The sequence below is a fragment of the Pseudoalteromonas sp. NEC-BIFX-2020_015 genome (assembly GCF_012952265.1).
In the GTDB taxonomy this organism is placed as follows: Bacteria; Pseudomonadota; Gammaproteobacteria; order Enterobacterales; family Alteromonadaceae; genus Pseudoalteromonas; species Pseudoalteromonas neustonica.
Map to the genome: position 1 here is coordinate 86,259 of NZ_JABCJL010000017.1, position 20,420 is coordinate 106,678.

Sequence of the window (20,420 nt, forward strand, 5' to 3'; positions counted from 1 at the left end):
CTATTCGTCTATCTCTCATATTAAATTTGAACCAATTTATGTTGAGTGGAGCCAGAATGTCACGCCAAAGACGTACTAGAAAAAATAGACAGCTTTCTTCTTTATCAGAAGCTGAACGCAGCAAGTTACAACAACTTATTAGCGGTGCAGAAGCCAGCGAGACCACTCAAATAACCGAAAGCGTTGCCCAAGGTGAGCTGATCCCATTAACACCGGCACAAAAAATATTGTGGTATGCATGGAAATTAGACCCAAAAGACACGGCGTATAATCTTGGTGGGACACTGCATTTTAAAGGTGTATTAAACGCAGCTTTAGTAGAGCAAGCATTTGATTACTTGTGCCAGACGCACGATGCCTTACGCATCAAATTCTTTGAAGATGAAGCACAAGATGTATGGCAGCTCGATGTATCACACCGTACATTTAGGCTCTATGAAACCCAGGCAGAGTGTCGTACAAGCCGAGACGAAAAATTAAAAGCTGTCGTATCGAAACCATTCGATTTACTGATTGGGCAGTTGTTACGAGTCGGCTTAGTTACTATCAATGGTGATAGTAGCCTTGTTGTCACATTACACCATATCATCGCCGATGGCACATCGATGCAGCAGTTACTCGATGAATTTGTCGCTATTTATGTATCGCTGGATGCGGGTCATGCTGTGCAGGTAGTAGAAAAGCAGGTTGGCTATCTTGATTTTGCAAAATGGTTAAATAAGCAAGATAAAACCGCATTATATGATTCACAACTGACGGTATGGCGTGAGTTACTTAATGATGATGAGCAACTAAGGTTACCAGCCAATAACCAATCACGTCAGCAAGTACACTATAAAGTGAGCACAGCGACTCAGTTAATGGGGGGGGATACTTGGCAGCAGATCACACAATTAGCACATGAGCGTAACGTCACCCCATACTTGATTATCTTAACAGCATGGCAATTATTACTTTCTCGCTTTGCAAACACGGACAGAGTAAATGTAGGTGTTCCGGTTGCAAATCGGCATATGAGTGAAACACTGAACTTAATCGGTTTTTTTGTTAATACTCAAGTGATCCCTTTGAGCATTAACAATACAGACACTTTCTCGCAATTACTGAGTCAAGCATCGCAAACGTCACGCACTGCATTAGGCAATCAAGATCTCCCATTTGAGCTGTTATTAAAAGCCCTTAACCCAGAACGTCAAACCGGGGTTCATCCAATATTTCAGGTGATGTTTAATTACTTACGTAGAGATAAAAGCAGCCTACAGCAATTAGGAAATGTCGCGTTAGACGATTATGAATTTTATCGTTTTGGGATCCCGTTTGACCTGCAGTTAGATGTTATTGAGGATAAAGTAGAAGGGACAATACTTAACTTAATTTATGCCAATGAACTATATAATGAGGAATTTGCTACGCAATGCCTAGCAACTTTGGATGTTTTATTAAAGCGTGTTTTGAGGGATATTGATTCGCCCTTAGTTAATTTACCATTATTGGCTAACGCGGAAGTTTCACAGTTGCACAGCCTAAGCCAAGGTAAACAGTCGCATCCATTTATACAGCCCATTCACGAAGTTATTTCAGCGCAAAGTACCAAAACGCCAGATGCGATCGCAGTACGTTTTGCTGACACGCTATTGAGTTACGCGCAGCTTGAGACAAAAACAAATCAATTAGCGCATTATTTAATATCTCAAGGGGTTAAAGCGGAAGATAAAGTGGGGGTCGTCTTTGAACGTAGTTTGGAAATGGTAATAAGCCTGCTTGGCGTGATTAAGGCGGGTGCGGCGTATGTACCCATTGATCCAAATTTACCCATTGATAGGGTTGAGTATATTGCCCAAAGTAGCGGGCTGGCTTTGTTACTATGCGATGATTCTATTCAGAAGTTAGCAAGTCTTAAAGCGGTTGCGTCGGTTTGTTGTTTCGACGATATTCCATTGAGTGCCTATGCAGGTAAAGCGACAGATATAACCATTGCGCCAACTCAGTTGGCTTATGCTATTTATACTTCGGGATCTACGGGAAAACCAAAAGGGGTAGGGAATACCCATGAAGCAATATATAACCGTATTGCTTGGCAGCAGTCTGCGTATCCTTTGACTGCAGCGGATGTGGTATTACAAAAAACACCGTTTGGTTTTGATGTATCCGTATGGGAGTTCTTTTGGCCGTTAATGTACGGTGCTCAATTAGTTGTTGCTCCGCCCAATGCTCATAAAGATAGTACGCAGCTACTTGATATTATCATTGAAAATAACATTACAACGTTGCACTTTGTACCGTCAATGCTACAGGCTTTTATAGGCCATGTAGATGTAAGAAGTGCAACCAGTATCAAACATATATTGTGTAGCGGAGAAGCGCTACCGAGTGAAGTGCAAGCTACGGCGTTAGAAAAGTTACCTAATGCAAATGTATATAATTTATATGGACCTACAGAAGCTGCGGTCGATGTGAGTCATTTTACATGTCATGGCAATGCGAGCTTGCCAGTGCCCATTGGTGAGCCTATTGCTGGGATTCAGTTATATGTACTCGATCACGCTCTTAATCTAAGCCCAAATCGCGTTGCCGGTGAATTATATATAGGCGGGATCGGGTTAGCTCGAGGATATGTGAACCGGCCTGATTTAACCGCTGAACGGTTTATTGCTAATCCATTTGCGGGCGATGGCAGCCGTTTGTATCGCACGGGTGATTTAGTGTGTTGGAATACCAGCGGCCAATTAGAGTATTTGGGGCGCACTGATCATCAAGTCAAAATCCGAGGTTTTAGAATTGAACTTGGTGAAATTGAAGCTAGCTTATATGGTATTTCAGCTGTGCGCGAAGCGGTGGTTATTGCAGAACAAGGCCCGTCAGGCCAACGTTTAGTCGCGTATGTATCAGGACATAATGGCGCTGATGTAGATAGCAAAGAGTTGCAACACGCTCTTGGAGAACGTTTACCAAATTATATGGTGCCTAGCGTGATCATGGTATTGCCAGAATTGCCATTGAGCAGTAATGGTAAAATTGACCGAAAAGCACTACCAAAAGTTACGATCAGTAGTGATGTTGACTATTTCTCGCCAGAAGGAGATGTAGAACGTACCCTTGCAAATATTTGGCAGGCGGCCCTTAACATTACTCAAGTAGGACGTTTTGACAACTTTTTTGCATTGGGAGGTGACTCCATTGTTGGTCTGCAAATTATCGCAAAAGCAAAGCAACACAGTTTGCATTTTAGTGGAGCAACTTTATTCGAGGTGCAAACTATTGCAGCATTAGCTCAGCAGGTTGAGGTGATAGCACAACCCACGATTGAGCAAATTGTTGAAGGCATCGTACCATTACTACCGATGCAAAATGCATTTTTCAATACAGAGCGCATTAACCCTGATCATTATAATCAAGCTATTGCGATTGATTTACCAACAGGTACCGATGCAGTCGTGTTGAAAATGGCTTTGCAAGCGGTGATAGAAAAACATGATGTTCTAAGAAGCAGGTTTAGTAAGGAAAATAATAACTGGGTACAAACATATCATGCATCAAACGCAGATGAAGCACAGGAGTGCTTCGATCAATTGGTATGTGACCAAACACAATGGGTTGAACATTGCGAAATAAAGCAGGCCAGTTTATCTATTTCGAAAGCACATTTACATACTGTGTCGTTGTGTAATATCGAGGGTGTTGGTAATCGCTTACTATGGGTGGCGCACCATTTAATTGTCGATGGTGTTTCTTGGCGAGTTTTATTAAGTGATTTGGCCCAAGCTTACCAACAAATTATCGTAGGGCAATCTGTTGCAATTGGACTCAAAACGGACAGCGCCCGAAGTTATATGAGCTCACTCCATGAGTCTGATCTAGGCAATCAGGTTCCTTATTGGTTATCACAATTATCGGACACCACCGTGTTTTCTTCGGATAAACTGCCGGCTACATTTGGCGATAGTGAATCTTTGCAAGTTAAGCTTGCAGCGCCAATGACAAAAGCACTGATTCAAGATGTGGGTAAACCGTACAATGTAAAAATTAATGACATATTATTGTCGGCTTTAAGCGTTAGTTTACGACCGTTTAGTGGAGAACAGGCAGCCAGTATCTGGTTAGAAGGGCATGGTAGAACCACCCATAATACTCAGCTAGATGTTAGCCAAACTGCGGGGTGGTTTACAGCGAGATATCCAGTAAAGTTAGGAGTTGATGATGACCTTAAGTCACTATTGTTAGCTCACAAGCGCATAGCACACCGTGTACCTGAGCATGGTGTTGGATATGGATTGTTAGTAGACAGCAAGAGAATTTCTTTAACCGAGCACCACAAAGTACTTCCTGACATAGAATTTAATTATCTAGGGCAACTAGATAATATGGCTAATCCACTTGGTTGGGTGGTCAGTGACGCGCCAGTTGGTTCATTTATTGACGCGCGTGAATCATTGCATGTAGCGTTAATGATTAATGCCAAAATACAACATGATCAATTAGTATTTGATTTTGTTTATGATGGTAATCGAATAGCGACCACTGAAGCTAACGCCATTGCAGAACAGCTGATTCTTAGTTGTGAGCAGATAGTGGCTCATTTGCAAAGTGCTGTGACGTACTTGACGGTTGAAGACTTACCGCTGGTGGATATAACGCAAGATGACTTGGAAAGACTAGGGTTAAACCTTAGCGAAGTCAGCAAAGTTTACCCACTTTCTCCGATGCAAAAAGGTATGTTCTTTCACGGTATGCAGCACCAAGATAGTGAAGCATATATCAACCAAACATGCTTACGAGTAAAGCGTTTAGATGTAACTGCGTTTCAAGATGCGTGGTCTCACGTAATAAGCCAACACGATGTATTACGCACTGGTTTTATTAATACAGCGGCACAGCCTTTGCAATTCGTTTATAGAGCAAACACGCCAATATGGCAGCAATTAGACTGGCGTGATCGATATCGCGAACAGGCAACATTGTTGGTTGCAGTAGCGGAGTATTCAGACGAACTGAGACGTAAAAATTTTGAGTTTAATGATGCACAGTTGATGGATTTAACGTTAATTCAGATAGCTGATGATGAATATATTTTCATTTGGACGTGTCATCACTTAATTACGGATGGTTGGAGTAGTTCAGCCTTGTTTGGTGAGTTGCTCAAGGCATATAAAGGCGATGCGCTACCCCCTAAAAATGCTCAGTATCAAGATTATATAGCGTATTTGAGTCAGCAAGATGAAGCGCAGAGTTTAGCGTATTGGCAACAGCAATTAGCGCCACTTAGCACCCCAACTTATATACATAGCACGGCGGCAAGCTTTTCAGATATGCCACTAACATCTGGGTATACGCAACAAATATGGTGCCCGGTGGGTTTGCAAGTACAAAAGTGGCAATCTTTTGCTAAAGACCAAGGCTTGACGTTGAATACGTTGGTGCAAGGTGCATGGGCGTTAGTATTAGGTCATCTTTGTCAGCAAAATCATGTGTGCTTTGGCGCAACAACTTCTGGAAGGCCAACCACATTAACGGGTATTGACACCATTCAAGGTATGTTTATCAATACTATGCCGATTGTCGTGACTTTGTCAGATATGCAAACTGTTAAGTGGTTAGGTGATCTCCAACAACAAAACCTTGCAAGCAGAGAACACGAATTTATCTCGCTCACGACGTTACAAAATCGTGGTGCTTCACACATAGAGCAAGAGCAGTGGGGTTTATTCGATAGCATTTTAGTGTTTGAAAACTACCCAATGTCTGAGGCGCTAGATGCACTAGGCAATGGAGGTAGTGAGTTTAGTTTCTTGGCGGCAAAAGAAGAAACCACTTATCCTGTGACGTTAAGTGTGATTTTGGCGGAGGCAGTTCAATTTGAACTGTCTTATCAAGGTCATCTACTTAATACTGAATTAGCTGAAAAGATACTTTCTTTATTAGAGAGGGCATTAAACTCAATCACAGAATTAGTCTCGATCAATGAAATTAATCTTGTCGATGAACAAATGGCAGCCACGTTACTCGACCGAGGAACAGAACAGATTGTTGCGTTGGAGTCTTTGGAGTCTGTGACATTGTGGCATGCACTGTACGAGCAAGCTGAGCATCACGCAGCAAAAACGGCAGTCATCTATAATGAGCAAAAGGTGGAATATGGCACGCTTTACCATAAAGCAATCCAGCTTGGCACATTGCTTAGTGGAAAGGGGATCACCGCCGGTGACCGTGTTGCTATCAAGATGAATAAGTCAGTTGATTGGGTTATTGCCCAATTGGCTGTGTTTAATATTGGCGCAACGTTAGTACCCATAGATCCAAGCTTACCGGTGCAAAGACAGCGATATATCCTGTCAGATGCACAGGTGCGTTTATTGATCTGTGAGCTAGAAGAGATGTTCAGTGAATGTGAGCAGTGGCAATATCAAGCACTGCAATATACTGATATTGCGATATGCACAGAGGCAGCTGTGTATTCAGACTCGTTAGAGGCATATATTATTTATACCTCAGGATCTACCGGCGAGCCGAAAGGGGTCATGGTAAGTTATAAGGCTTTAGCACATCATTTATGTGCAGCAAAAGTGATGTATGGTTACAGTGAAACAGATATATCAGTGATGTTTGCATCGGTTGGGTTTGATGCGGCTCAAGAGCAGCTTTGGTTACCTTTATTAAGTGGGGCATCACAAATCCTACTTGATGCAAAGCAGACAACTCCCGCAGCATTATATGAGAAAATGGAAGCTTGCAAGGCCACAGTACTTGATTGCCCACCTGCATATATGCAGCAAATGCCACAGCTACCGTTAACAACGCGATTATGTATTGTAGGTGGAGAAGCATGGCTTGCCAGTGATTACTTATCGCTTAGTGAAAAAAATCAACATGTTCAGTTTGTGAATGCATATGGCCCAACAGAAGCGGTGATCACGCCAACTGTATGGCACAGTGCCTTACATGAAGCGCCAACAGCTAATTATGTCGCAATTGGTCAAGCACTACCTGGCAGAAGTGTCTTTATATTAGACCAACATTTAAACTTACTAGAGTCAGGGCAAGTCGGTGAGCTCTATATTGGTGGTGAACTCCTTGCGCAAGGTTATGTCAATCGGGCAGGTCAAACCGCTGAACGCTTTATAGCTAACCCTTTTAATGATCATGGCGAGCGACTTTACCGTACGGGGGATTTAGTACGTTGGAATCGTGCTGCAGAATTAGAATATGTCAGTCGAATTGATCATCAAGTTAAGATCCGAGGCTTTCGTATTGAGCTTGGTGAAATAGAAGCGTTATTGATGGCGCAAGATGGGGTAGTGAACGCACTGGTGATCGCTGATAACTCTGGTCATTCATCACGGCTAATTGCATATGTTGCAGGTGCTAATTTATCTGATGTGAAGTTAATGGATGCACTGTCTCAAGCCTTGCCTGAGTATATGCTGCCAAGTCACATTACTATCATGTCTAGTATGCCGACAAATCAAAATGGTAAAATCGATCGTGCGCAATTATCACTCCCTGTACTAGAAAACGCGCAGCAGTTTATCGCACCAAGAACGAAAAAAGAGCAGGTTCTTGCTGGGTTATGGCAACAAATACTAGGGTGTAATGAAGTCAGTACTACTGATAATTTTTTTACTTTAGGGGGGGATTCAATTAGCAGCTTGCGTTTGATTGGCTCTGCGCAAGAAGCTGGGTATCAATTATCAATAAAAGACATATTTGCTGAGCCTGTGTTACACATTATGGCTGAGCTGATGCGTGAGGACGCGCAGAATAACTTAACGATTATCCGTAATATCGAGCGTTATAGTGGCTTATCTTATGCGCAGCAACGACAGTGGTTTTTGTGGAAATTGGACTCACAAAGTAGTGCATATCATATTTCAGGTTCATTAGTTCTATCGGGTTCACTGGATGAATCTGCATGCCATATAGCGTTACAGTATATCTATAAAAAGCATAGCGTATTACGTAGCATATTCAGTGAAGCCGAAGATGGTACACCGAGACAATCTTTATTACCAGACTCTAATTTACAGGTAGAGCTTGTCGATTTAACGAGTCGTGAAAATACCCAGACTTTAGAATCGCTAAAGTCGTCATGGAAAAATACGCCATTTAATTTAACTCAGTCAGGCGCTTTTAGAGTTGGGCTAGTTCGCACTGGGCCTAATGTTTATGAATTGGTTGTGGTAATGCACCATATCGTTGCTGATGGTTGGTCTATTTCTATGATTGTGCAAGATTTTATGACTATCTATGAAGCGTGTATCGTCGGGCGCGAGTTGCCGAGTATCAGTGTAGATCTAGACTATAGCGATTTTGCGCTTTGGCAACAGCAGCATGTGGATAATGTACAAAATGAGCAATTGCAGTATTGGCAAGAGGTTTTAGGTAGTGAACACCCTGAACTCGTATTACCGAAAGATTTAACAACATCACAGCAAAACCTGACCAGTGCAAAGCAGGAAATTGTGCTTTGTGAACAGCAATTACAAAAGTTATCGCAGCAAGCCGATACATTAGGCGTAACGACATTTGGGATGTTACTTGCTGCATGGCAAGTCTTCCTATACCGAGTGACAGGTCAATCAGATATTCGTACTGGTATGCCGATTGCGAACCGTCATATTGCGGGTATTCAGAACATGGTTGGTTTGTTCGTTAATACGCAAGTGATTAAAACCCAGTTTAGCGGTGCTGAATCATTACAAGATGTGGTTAGTGCAGTAACGGATGCATTGCATGGAGCACAGTTAAATCAAGACATTCCGTTTGAAAAGCTACTAGATAATTTGGATGTCAGCAGAGAAAGTGAGCACCCACTATTTCAAGTAATGATTAATCATCAAAAGATTCAATCTTCAGAGGTTGTCAGTTTATCTGGATTAAATGTATCAGAAGGTGAATTGCCTGCGGGGAATGCACAATTCTCGCTAATATTAAATATTTTGGAAGATCAAGATGGGCATATTAGTTGTGACCTCGAATATGCGAAAGAGCAATTCAGTACACAACGCATCGCATCATTCGCCACCGGTTATCAACAGATACTGGCAGAGCTTATCAATAATACCCATGAGAGTGTGGCCAATATTGCAGTGTTGCCAGCCAATACCACAGCAGACATATTAGCACTCGGTAAAGCACAAGTGTGCGACTGGGAACCAATACTCGCGCATCAAATCATTGTGGAAAAAGCGTTACAAGGTGGTGAAAAATCAGCACTTGTATGTAATGAGGTTACTCTGAGTTATGCAATGCTCACACATCGTGTAGCACAGTTCGCGCATTATTTAAGGGCTCAAGGAGTAGGCCATGAGACCCCTATTGGCATCGCGTGCAGTCGTTCTCACGACATAGTGATTGCGCTATTGGGCGCTTGGCAAGCCGGGGCATGTGTTATCCCGATGGAGCCTGATTTACCTGTGGAACGCTTTACGCAAATTAACGCACAAAGTGATCTGGCTTTATTGATAAGTGATGGGCATTTTGCGCATACAAGCACAGTACCAGTCATTGATATCAGTACGTGTGATTACCAGCAATTAGCGGGGTCAGATACGCGGTTAGTTATTCACCCTCAACAAACCGCTTATGTTATTTACACATCAGGCTCTACAGGGGTACCTAAAGGGGTTGCGGTGTCACATGAAGCGCTGACGCATCATTGTCAAGCAATGCAACACAGCTATCAATTAACCCCACAAGATAGCTGCGTGTTATTTGCATCATTAAGCTTTGATGCGGGGCTTGAGCAATTATTGGTGCCACTTATGGCAGGCAGCAAAGTGGTTATTGTGGATGCAAAACAGACAACCCCCAATGACTTTAATGCATTATGCCATAATCAAAATATTACCACGGTTGATTTACCGAGTGTGTACTTAAAGCAGTTAGCGCCATTACCTAATGTACGGTTAGGCATAGTGGGGGGAGAAGCGTGGTCAAAGCATGATTTTGAGCATGCACAGCAGCAACTATCAAATGCGACCTTAGTGAATGCGTATGGCCCTACAGAGGCTGTGATCACCCCCACCTTGTGGCGTGGCGATGCGCGCACACAAGTGAACTCAGCGTACGTACCTATCGGGAGAGCAGTGGGTCAGCGGTGCCTTTATATTTTAGATGCACAGCTGAATTTACTCACAGCAGGTATGACAGGAGAGCTCTATATTGGTGGTTCAGCGCTGGCTCGAGGGTATGTAGGACGTGCTGACTTTACGGCAGAGCGGTTTATTGCCAACCCATTTGCCGATACAGGAGAGCGGATATATAGCACTGGAGATTTAGCACGTTGGAATGAGTTGGGTGAATTAGAGTACGTAGGGCGTATCGATCACCAAGTTAAAATTCGAGGGTTTAGGGTTGAGCTAGGTGAAGTCGAAGCGGCATTAAATGCACAAGCAGGAATTGACTCATCATTGGTGATGGTAGATAACAGCGGGGAACACGCACGGTTAGTCGCGTATGTTGTGGGTGCGCAGGTTGATGAAGCACAATTGCGTCAAGCGATAGCAGAACAATTACCACAATACATGGTACCTCAAACGATCATGGTGCTAACGCGCTGGCCAACTACGGTTAACGGGAAGATAGATCGTAAGGCATTGCCTGAAGCAAATTATGTTGTACAAAGTGAATTTGTTGAGCCTAGAGGCGAAATTGAGCACACATTAGCAGCCATTTGGTCCGAACTATTTTCGCAGGAATCAATTAGCCGTTTGGATAACTTTTTTGCATTAGGTGGCGACTCGATCACGAGTTTACGTTTTATTGCAGCGGCTAAACAAGCCGAGGTTTACTTAGATATTGCAGATGTATTTAAAGCGCACAATTTACAAGCTTTGGCGTTGTTGGCCAGTACGCAAGCACCTGAAAAGCTGCAGCCACTTGCAAGGTTAGAGCCTGCATATAGCGGGTTATCGTATGCTCAACAAAGGCAGTGGTTTTTATGGAAATTAGCCCCCGACAGTGACGCATATCACATTTGTGGTGGTTTGATGTTACGCGGACAGCTGGATATGCATGCGTTACAAAGTGCTTTGGATCACACTGTGAGTAAGCATGGTGCCTTGAGAACACGTTTCCATGATGATAACAATGGCGACGTAACACAGTTTGTGCAAGCGCATACGGCCTGTCATATTACAACATTACCAGCTTCTGCATCCGCAACAGAACAACAGGGATTACGCACGGCTTTAGTGTCAAAACCTTTTGACCTTGCTAATGAGCTCTTGTATCGACTTGCAGTCATTGCACACGATGATGAACAACATGAATTAATCGTTGTGATGCATCATATTATATCTGACGGTTGGTCGATGAATTTAATCATTAATGACTTTGTGATTGGATATAAAGCGGCGAAGCAGCAGCAAGCGTTAATCATTGATGCCCAGGCTGCACGCTATAGTGATTATGCTAAATGGCAAAAATCTTGGTTAGAAGATGGCGCAGAGCAGCGCCAGCTAACCTATTGGCATAGCGTACTGGGAGATGAGCATCCGGTACTTACGTTACCAACGGACTTACACAGTGCTGAGCAAGAATATCACAGTGCAGAATCGAACTTTGATATCGAGCCATCATTATACGCCAAATTAGTCGTGGTCGCTAAACGTCATGAAACAACATTATTCAGTGTGCTAATGGCTGCTTGGCATGTGTTATTACAACGCGTAAGTGGGCAATCAGAGGTGCGAGTGGGCATGCCGATTGCGAATCGTCAGCATGCAGATACGCAAGACATGGTCGGCTTTTTTGTTAATACCCAAATAATTAAAACCCACATGACTGGAGCAGAAACATTAGATGATGTAATGGCATTGATTGTTACTGCGTTGCAAGGTGCGCAGGCAAATCAAGACTTACCATTTGAGAAACTTGTTAATAGCTTTGAATTAGATCGGAGTCTGGGCGATAACGCTTTATTCCAAGTGATGATGAACCATCAGCGTCAAGAAGAAGATAATTTGGCGACACTACCAGGCTTAGATATTGTTGAGACACAGCTGCCTAATACCAGTGCACAATTTGCCTTGGTACTAAATGTATTAGAGGCACCGAATAAGCCAGTTAATATTGGTTTTGAATATGCAGTAGAGCTATTCAGCGCACAGCGCATGAAAATGTTGGTTGATGGGTATCAGACAATTTTGACAAGCTTTGCTGAGAATTCGCATGAGAGTGTGGCCAATATTGCAGTGTTGCCAGCCAATACCACAGCAGACATATTAGCACTCGGTAAAGCACAAGTGTGCGACTGGGAACCAATACTCGCGCATCAAATCATTGTGGAAAAAGCGTTACAAGGTGGTGAAAAATCAGCACTTGTATGTAATGAGGTTACTCTGAGTTATGCAATGCTCACACATCGTGTAGCACAGTTCGCGCATTATTTAAGGGCTCAAGGAGTAGGCCATGAGACCCCTATTGGCATCGCGTGCAGTCGTTCTCACGACATAGTGATTGCGCTATTGGGCGCTTGGCAAGCCGGGGCATGTGTTATCCCGATGGAGCCTGATTTACCTGTGGAACGCTTTACGCAAATTAACGCACAAAGTGATCTGGCTTTATTGATAAGTGATGGGCATTTTGCGCATACAAGCACAGTACCAGTCATTGATATCAGTACGTGTGATTACCAGCAATTAGCGGGGTCAGATACGCGGTTAGTTATTCACCCTCAACAAACCGCTTATGTTATTTACACATCAGGCTCTACAGGGGTACCTAAAGGGGTTGCGGTGTCACATGAAGCGCTGACGCATCATTGTCAAGCAATGCAACACAGCTATCAATTAACCCCACAAGATAGCTGCGTGTTATTTGCATCATTAAGCTTTGATGCGGGGCTTGAGCAATTATTGGTGCCACTTATGGCAGGCAGCAAAGTGGTTATTGTGGATGCAAAACAGACAACCCCCAATGACTTTAATGCATTATGCCATAATCAAAATATTACCACGGTTGATTTACCGAGTGTGTACTTAAAGCAGTTAGCGCCATTACCTAATGTACGGTTAGGCATAGTGGGGGGAGAAGCGTGGTCAAAGCATGATTTTGAGCATGCACAGCAGCAACTATCAAATGCGACCTTAGTGAATGCGTATGGCCCTACAGAGGCTGTGATCACCCCCACCTTGTGGCGTGGCGATGCGCGCACACAAGTGAACTCAGCGTACGTACCTATCGGGAGAGCAGTGGGTCAGCGGTGCCTTTATATTTTAGATGCACAGCTGAATTTACTCACAGCAGGTATGACAGGAGAGCTCTATATTGGTGGTTCAGCGCTGGCTCGAGGGTATGTAGGACGTGCTGACTTTACGGCAGAGCGGTTTATTGCCAACCCATTTGCCGATACAGGAGAGCGGATATATAGCACTGGAGATTTAGCACGTTGGAATGAGTTGGGTGAATTAGAGTACGTAGGGCGTATCGATCACCAAGTTAAAATTCGAGGGTTTAGGGTTGAGCTAGGTGAAGTCGAAGCGGCATTAAATGCACAAGCAGGAATTGACTCATCATTGGTGATGGTAGATAACAGCGGGGAACACGCACGGTTAGTCGCGTATGTTGTGGGTGCGCAGGTTGATGAAGCACAATTGCGCCAAGCGATAGCAGAACAATTACCACAATACATGGTACCTCAAACGATCATGGTGCTAACGCGCTGGCCAACTACGGTTAACGGGAAGATAGATCGTAAGGCATTACCAGACGTCACTTTTGGTTCAGACCGCCACTATGAAGCGCCCATTGGTGAGGTGGAGAATCAGTTAGCTGTGATTTGGTCAGAGGTCCTCAGCAGATCGGAGATTGGACGGTTGGATAATTTCTTTCTTTTAGGAGGCGATTCCATTTCCGCCCTAAGAGTAGTGAGTCGAATTGAGCAAGCTCTCTCTGTTAAATGCCCAGTTAAAGTGATGTTCGAAGCACCTGTATTAGCACAATTGGCGACAAAAGTTGCGGCGCTTGGTACAACGACAAAACCGAATTTAGTCCCTATTGAGAGAGTGAAGCAGCATGCGTTATCTCCAGCACAGTTGAGCTTATGGCTCAATGATCAATTGATAGATAATCCATTGGATAAACAAGCGTACAATATTTCTGGTGGTGTGAGCTTGATGGGTGATGTATGCGCAGATACATTGCAAAGCGCTTTCAACGCGACCATTGCACGACATGAAACCTTAAGAATGCAATTTATTGATAATTTGGGAGATGCGAGTGTAGAGATCCTGTCTCATGTGGCGTTTGATTTACCACTTCATGATTTCAGTCAATTAGCGCCAGAGCTTGCTCAGCAACAAGCCAAAGAGTTACAAACTGAGTTAGAGCACGCCATTTTTGATTTAACAAAAGCACCCTTGATCAAAGCCTGTTTAGTGAAGTTGACCGACGTTTATCACTTATATGTGAATCTGCATCATATTATTGCTGATGGTTGGTCTATTGGTGTCTTAGTGCAAGATTTGGGGCTAGCATACCAAGGGTTGCTAGACGGCACTGCGCCTAGTTGGCATGCATTACCTATTCAATATGTGGACTATGCCACATGGCAGCAAGCACAATTGACCGGTTCGCAAGGTGAAGACACTCGTCAGTTTTGGCGTGAATCATTGGCGTCTGCACCAGCGAATAGTGCATTACCTCCTCATTTTCCACGTCCTGAACAAATTAGTTCTGATGGCGCGAGTGTTGAACTTAATTTCGATGAAACGCAAACGGCGCAAATAAAAGCCTTTGCGAAGTGTCGTAATATCTCTTTGCATACTGTTTTATTATCGGCTTATCAGTTATTTCTGCATGCAGTGACGGCAAAAGATGATGTGATAATAGGCTCTGATTTGGCGGGCCGTGATCACCCTGATTTAGAATTGCTCATTGGTTTCTTTATTCGGGTATTACCACAGCGCAGTACTATTGATCCAAATCAAACCTTGGCAGATTACTTACGGACAACACAAGCACGTTCATTAGACATGGTTGAGCATCAAGCGCTTGGTTTAGAAACACTCATTGAGATATCAAAAGTTGATAGAATTCAAGGGGTTCAACCACTGGTTCAGCAGTTGTTTGTTATGCAGAATACGCCTCAAGAAATGTGGCCAGTGGCAGCTCTATCGCTTGAGCCACTAGAAAGTAAAGGAGTAATAAACAGTAAATTTGATAGTGCACTTTTCGTCATGGATGAAAATGAGTTGCAATGTAGTTGGGTGTTTAGAAAACAGCTCTACAACACAAGTATTATGCAGCAATTATTGGGGCGCTGGCAGCAGTGTGTGATGCAACTCATTACAGAGAGCGAAAAAACCATTCGCGACTTGCTTTCTCCAATGAATCAGGACATTAAAACCATGCAAAAAGCAACTCAAGGCAAAAAATTCTCAGGCTTAAAGAAAGGCTTAAAAAAACGTTCAGTAAAAAAAGTGGCGGCAATTAAAACGCGATTTTTACCAGACACAGAATCATTTCCAGTGATCATTGAACCGAGCACTCCGGACTTAGATCCGATTGCTTGGGCTGAGCAAAACCGTGATGTCATCGACCAGTATTTAAATCAGTCAGCAGGTATTATTTTTAGAAACTTTGCACTGGCAACACCGCAAGACTTTGAGAAGTTTGCTGATGCTATTCAGCCAGGGTTGTATGGTCAGTATGGAGATCTACCTAAAAAAGAAGGGGGCAAGAAAACGTATAAATCGACCCCGTATCCAGAAAAACAAATGATCCTTTATCACAATGAAAGTGCGCATTTAAGCAAGTGGCCACGCAAACAGTGGTTCTTTTGTGAACTGCCATCAGTCGTTGGTGGAGCAACTCCTATCGTTGATTGCCGACGCATGTTACAGGTTTTACCGGCAGACATAGTTGAAAAATTTTCTACCAAAGGGTTGCTGTATGTGCGTAATTTTATAAAAAATTTAGATGTAAGCTGGCAAGACTTTTATAAAACAGACTCTAAGCAGGAAGTCGAAAGTTTACTGCGTGCAAGTAATACCGAGTTTAAGTGGTTAGATAATGATGGTTTGCAGACGCGAACTAAGGCGCATGGTGTGATAGCGCATCCGAACACGGGGGCTCGCAGCTTCTTTAACCAAGTACAGCTGCATCATGAATCATGTTTAGCACCTGACGTACGCAGTGATTTAATTGCTATGGTTGGGCAAGACTTATTACCAAGAAATGTATTTTATGGTGATGGCTCTGCGATCAGTTACGAAGAAATGGCAATCATCGGTGAAGCCTATGAGCATTGTGCCGTGCGTTTCGATTGGCAAAAAGGTGATGTAGTAATGGTTGATAATATGCTTGCAGCACATGCGCGAGACCCATATGAAGGGCCACGTAAAATTGTTGTCGCGATGGGCGATATGGTGAACCAAGCTGATTTAGCATCAGCCAAAGTATATGAAAGTGGAGAAACCGCATGATTGCAGATTACGTCGAAGAATATCAAGAAGGTGTTCCGCTAACGGAAGTCCAGCAATTGCTTAATAAGCAAGACTCTGCGGTAAATCAGATACTGTATAAATGTGAAACGGTGTTAGCTATTGATGTTATTCGTCAACGTGCACAGTCGTTATTGGCGGGTCATATCAGTGTTTCTTCTTGTTATAAAAAGATAGCGGGCTTTACCTCTCCAAGGGGAGTGCCTTTTATTGGTGCGAGCGTTAATGTTCAAGAATGTGTTTGGCCTTTCCAGCGTGAGCCGAATTTAGCACAATTGAACTTGAGTGCCCCCTTAGATGTTGCCCCTGAGCAAGGGGTTAATCTTGATGTTTGTGTCGTAACATCAGCAGGTGACATGTATATTGCTGTGCGATCGTTTGCATTGGCGTTAGACATTACCTCTTTACAATTAATTGCTCAGTACATTACCAGTGATGATGAATTGGAAGAGGCACTGCAATTTCCTGACTTTGTTTCATGGCAATTAGATATGTTTAATGACGAAGAGGGTTTAGCCGGTCAAGCTTATTGGCAGCACTATTTGAGCAATAGTTTACCTGATGCACTTAATTTACCGTATAAACAGCGTGAAATAGACACGTCACAGGTTACTTATTCACAATTGAGTCATCAGTTTACGGATGAATTATTAAGCCAGCTTCAAGGGTTCGCTGAAACGCTCAACCTGACAACAGCTCAAGTAATACAGTTATCATGGTGGTGGTTATTGGCAAGATTAGCACCACAACATACTTTCTTAACGCAGCTTAATTATGACCCTCGCTCGGAAAGTGAGGAATTTGAGGGCGCTTTAGGTTGCTATAACAAAGGCTTACCTATCATCGTTAAGTATGACGCAGAGCAAACGTTCAAATCATGGTTGATGAACACAGCTGAAGTTATAGAACGTCACTTTCAGTGGGCTGAATGTATTACCGTTGATCAGCTGGCGCTAGTTGCGACGCATAATGGAGCGGTAAATAGCGGATGTACAGCAACATTAGAGTGTGTAAGTGAGCAGCAATCAGAGCTACAACTCACAATGTTAGGTGCGCACACTGTATCGGTATGCTTCGCAGACCAGTGTTACTCAAATGCAGCGATTTCAAGTATATTAACGCAGCTTGAGCAGGTATTAAAAGGGGTTATTGATACCGGTGGTGAAGTAATTAACGCTGCTATCTCGTTGTTGAGTGAGGGTGAAAAGCAACTACATCTGGCGCTTAATAAAGCGGATAGTAGTCAGCCTGCATTGTTACATGAACGAATCGCACACTTTGCGGTATCTCAGCCAAATGCATTGGCCATTAATGATGGTCATCATAGTCTCACTTATGCGCAATTGCAAACACAGGTCACAGAATTTACAGTTGGGCTTCATATCCAAACGCAGGGTATAAATCAACCTGTCGCACTCCTGTTGCCTCGCAGTGCAGACATGGTGGTAGCGATGTTGGCTGCGATGCAATTGGGGATTGGTTATGTGCCACTTGATCCTGATTGGCCTAAGACTCGCATTGAGCAAGTGTTGAGGCAGTTTAATAACATGCAGGTGATAGACCTAGAGGGAAATATAGGCCATGCATTTTCAACAATTGCCAAGCTAGGAGTAAATGCGACGACTACGCCCCATGCATTAGGGGAGCTGGCATATGTTATTTTTACGTCTGGCTCAACGGGCACGCCAAAGGGTGTGCAAGTCAACCAACAGCAACTTGCGCAGTATTGCTATGCCTCGTCTAATGCTATGAAATTAGATGAGCAATCAAACTTTGCATTGACCGCTGCCGTGACTGCTGATTTGGGTTACACCTGCTTGTTCAACGCTTTGTATTTAGGAAAATCGTTACATATTGCAGATGAATTGCAAAGTAAAGAGCGTGGCGCATTTGAAGCCTTTTTGACGGTTAATGAGATTGATTGCATCAAAATAGTCCCTTCACATTTACAAGCATTATGCGATACCGCGGCATTAACCTACTTACCGAGCAAGTTGATATTGGGTGGGGAGGCGTGTCCAGCCACATTTTTATGCAGCCTGCAGCAATGGGCTCCTAACAGTGAAGTGTATAACCATTACGGGCCGAGCGAAGCAACGGTTGGCGTGATGAGTCATTTATACGCTAGAAATGGCGGAGGTGTAGCGAAGTTATCTGAAGTATTTAATGGAACTGAAATCTTCATATTAAATGATCAGAAACAGCTATGTGCGACGGGTGAAATTGGGCAATTATATATTGCGGGCTCACAGCTAGCTTTAGGTTATTTGAACGCACAAAACTCAGCGTTTATTACGGATACACCATGGGCAGAACGTATTTATGCCACGGGTGACTTGGCGCGGTATATGCCTGACAATTCAGTAATGATTTTAGGCAGAAAAGATGATCAGGTTAAAATTCGTGGTGTTCGAATAGAGCCACAAGAAATCGCTCACGTTATTGAATCTACCTTGGGTGTTGAACATTGTGTCGTATTAAGTGATGTGATTAACAACGAACATGTGTTGATTGCGTACTTGTACGGTACTGACTCACAAGTAGGACAAGTTAGTGCAGAGCGCATAGCTGAAATACAGCAACAATTGCGTGAGAGCTTGCCTGATGTGATGATCCCTAATTGTATTTATTATGTGCATGAATGGCCAAGAATGGGCAATGGCAAAATTGACAAAAAATCATTACCCAAATATCAACATGGCATGAGTGAAACATTTATTGCACCAAAAGGTGAATTAGAACAAAACTTAGCACAGATGTTTACAGATGTTTTAGGCGTGCAAAGAGTCAGTACAGATCAGTCATTTTTCTTACTGGGCGGTCATTCAATTGCGGCTATTAAATTAGTAAAACGGTGGGCTGATAAATACGATAGCTCGTTGCATTTTGAGCTTGCTACGTTATTTCAAGCGCCTAGTGTTGCTTTGCTAGCACAGGCGATTGGACAGCAAGTGCACGCACTAATTGAACCACTCAAATATAGTCAATCTGCAACGAAGCAATTGATTTGTATTCACGATGGCTTAGGTCTGACCTTAGCGTATAGAGCATTGGCTGAGCAACTTCCTAAACATGTAAACGTTTATGGATTAGCACCACAGCTTGCAGATTTAGCCAAAGTCGATAACTTTGACGAATTAGCGAATTACTATGCAACTACAATTGCATCTCAGTTTGATCAGCAGGCAGTAGAAATACTCGGTTGGTCGATGGGCGGGGTGTTAGCGGCTAAAGTAAGTGCACTCTTAAGCAATATGGGGGTACAGGTCAACCGGTTAGTGATTGCAGATACGTGGTTAGCAAATGTGAATAACCGTATTGATGAGAATATGTCTGTTAGGGGCTTTATAGAAGATTTGGTTGATGGGGAAAATACCCAATGGATAAAATCTGTTGCGGCTTTCTTAACTGACCAGAGCGTAGAGAGATTATCTGGAGATAATTTAAGCCAGTGTATTGCCAAGTGTTGGGATCTTCATGCTGCACAGTTAGCTGAACCATTTAACGCAATTCGAGGTGAGCAAGTTGCGCGTACTTATGCCACGAGTAATAGGCTATTAGTGTTACGAGATAAAGGCTGTCGTGTACCGCATTTACCTCGCAATATGCAAGATGTACAAGTGGTGTGGGCAAGTGAGCGTGCTTCTTCGGCATGTACACAATTTACCACGACATTAGCAACGCAAGGTGCGTCTATTACTTCTGTATACCTTGATATGACCCATGAACAAATTGTCAGCAGCACTGAATTAACCCAGTTACTGACAATCTAGAATCGCGGGCTATTTCATGATGTAAAAAACCGCGCAGTAAAATGACGCGGTTTTTTATTACTTCATATATACCCAAACCTGAGGGATCCCCACGAATATTTATTCATGTAATCCCTCAATATTGACTGTTAAATTTGAGAGTTCGGACAATACATAAATGTACTCTTCTAATGGTATGAAATACCTATCGTCATCAATGATTTCA

2 protein-coding genes are annotated in these 20,420 nt (G+C 43.2%); both read left to right on the top strand.

Going from position 1 to position 20,420, the window contains the following annotated elements:
* The first annotated feature begins 56 nt into the window (after window positions 1-56).
* Window positions 57-16,424 (top strand): non-ribosomal peptide synthetase, encoded by a 16,368-nt coding sequence (locus HH219_RS13710; RefSeq protein ID WP_169327791.1) that lies wholly within the window; start codon window positions 57-59, stop codon window positions 16,422-16,424.
* Entirely contained in the window at window positions 16,421-20,215 is a 3,795-nt protein-coding gene (locus tag HH219_RS13715; RefSeq protein WP_169327792.1) for an AMP-binding protein, read from the top strand. The genes HH219_RS13710 and HH219_RS13715 overlap by 4 nt, the downstream gene beginning before the upstream one ends.
* Window positions 20,216-20,420: the final 205 nt, after the last annotated feature.

Bases quoted from the DNA above. Each gene is read 5' to 3' on its own strand.
- HH219_RS13710 (WP_169327791.1), top strand. From the start codon at position 57: ATGTCACGCCAAAGACGTACTAGAAAAAATAGACAGCTTTCTTCTTTA.
- HH219_RS13715 (WP_169327792.1), top strand. From the start codon at position 16,421: ATGATTGCAGATTACGTCGAAGAATATCAAGAAGGTGTTCCGCTAACG.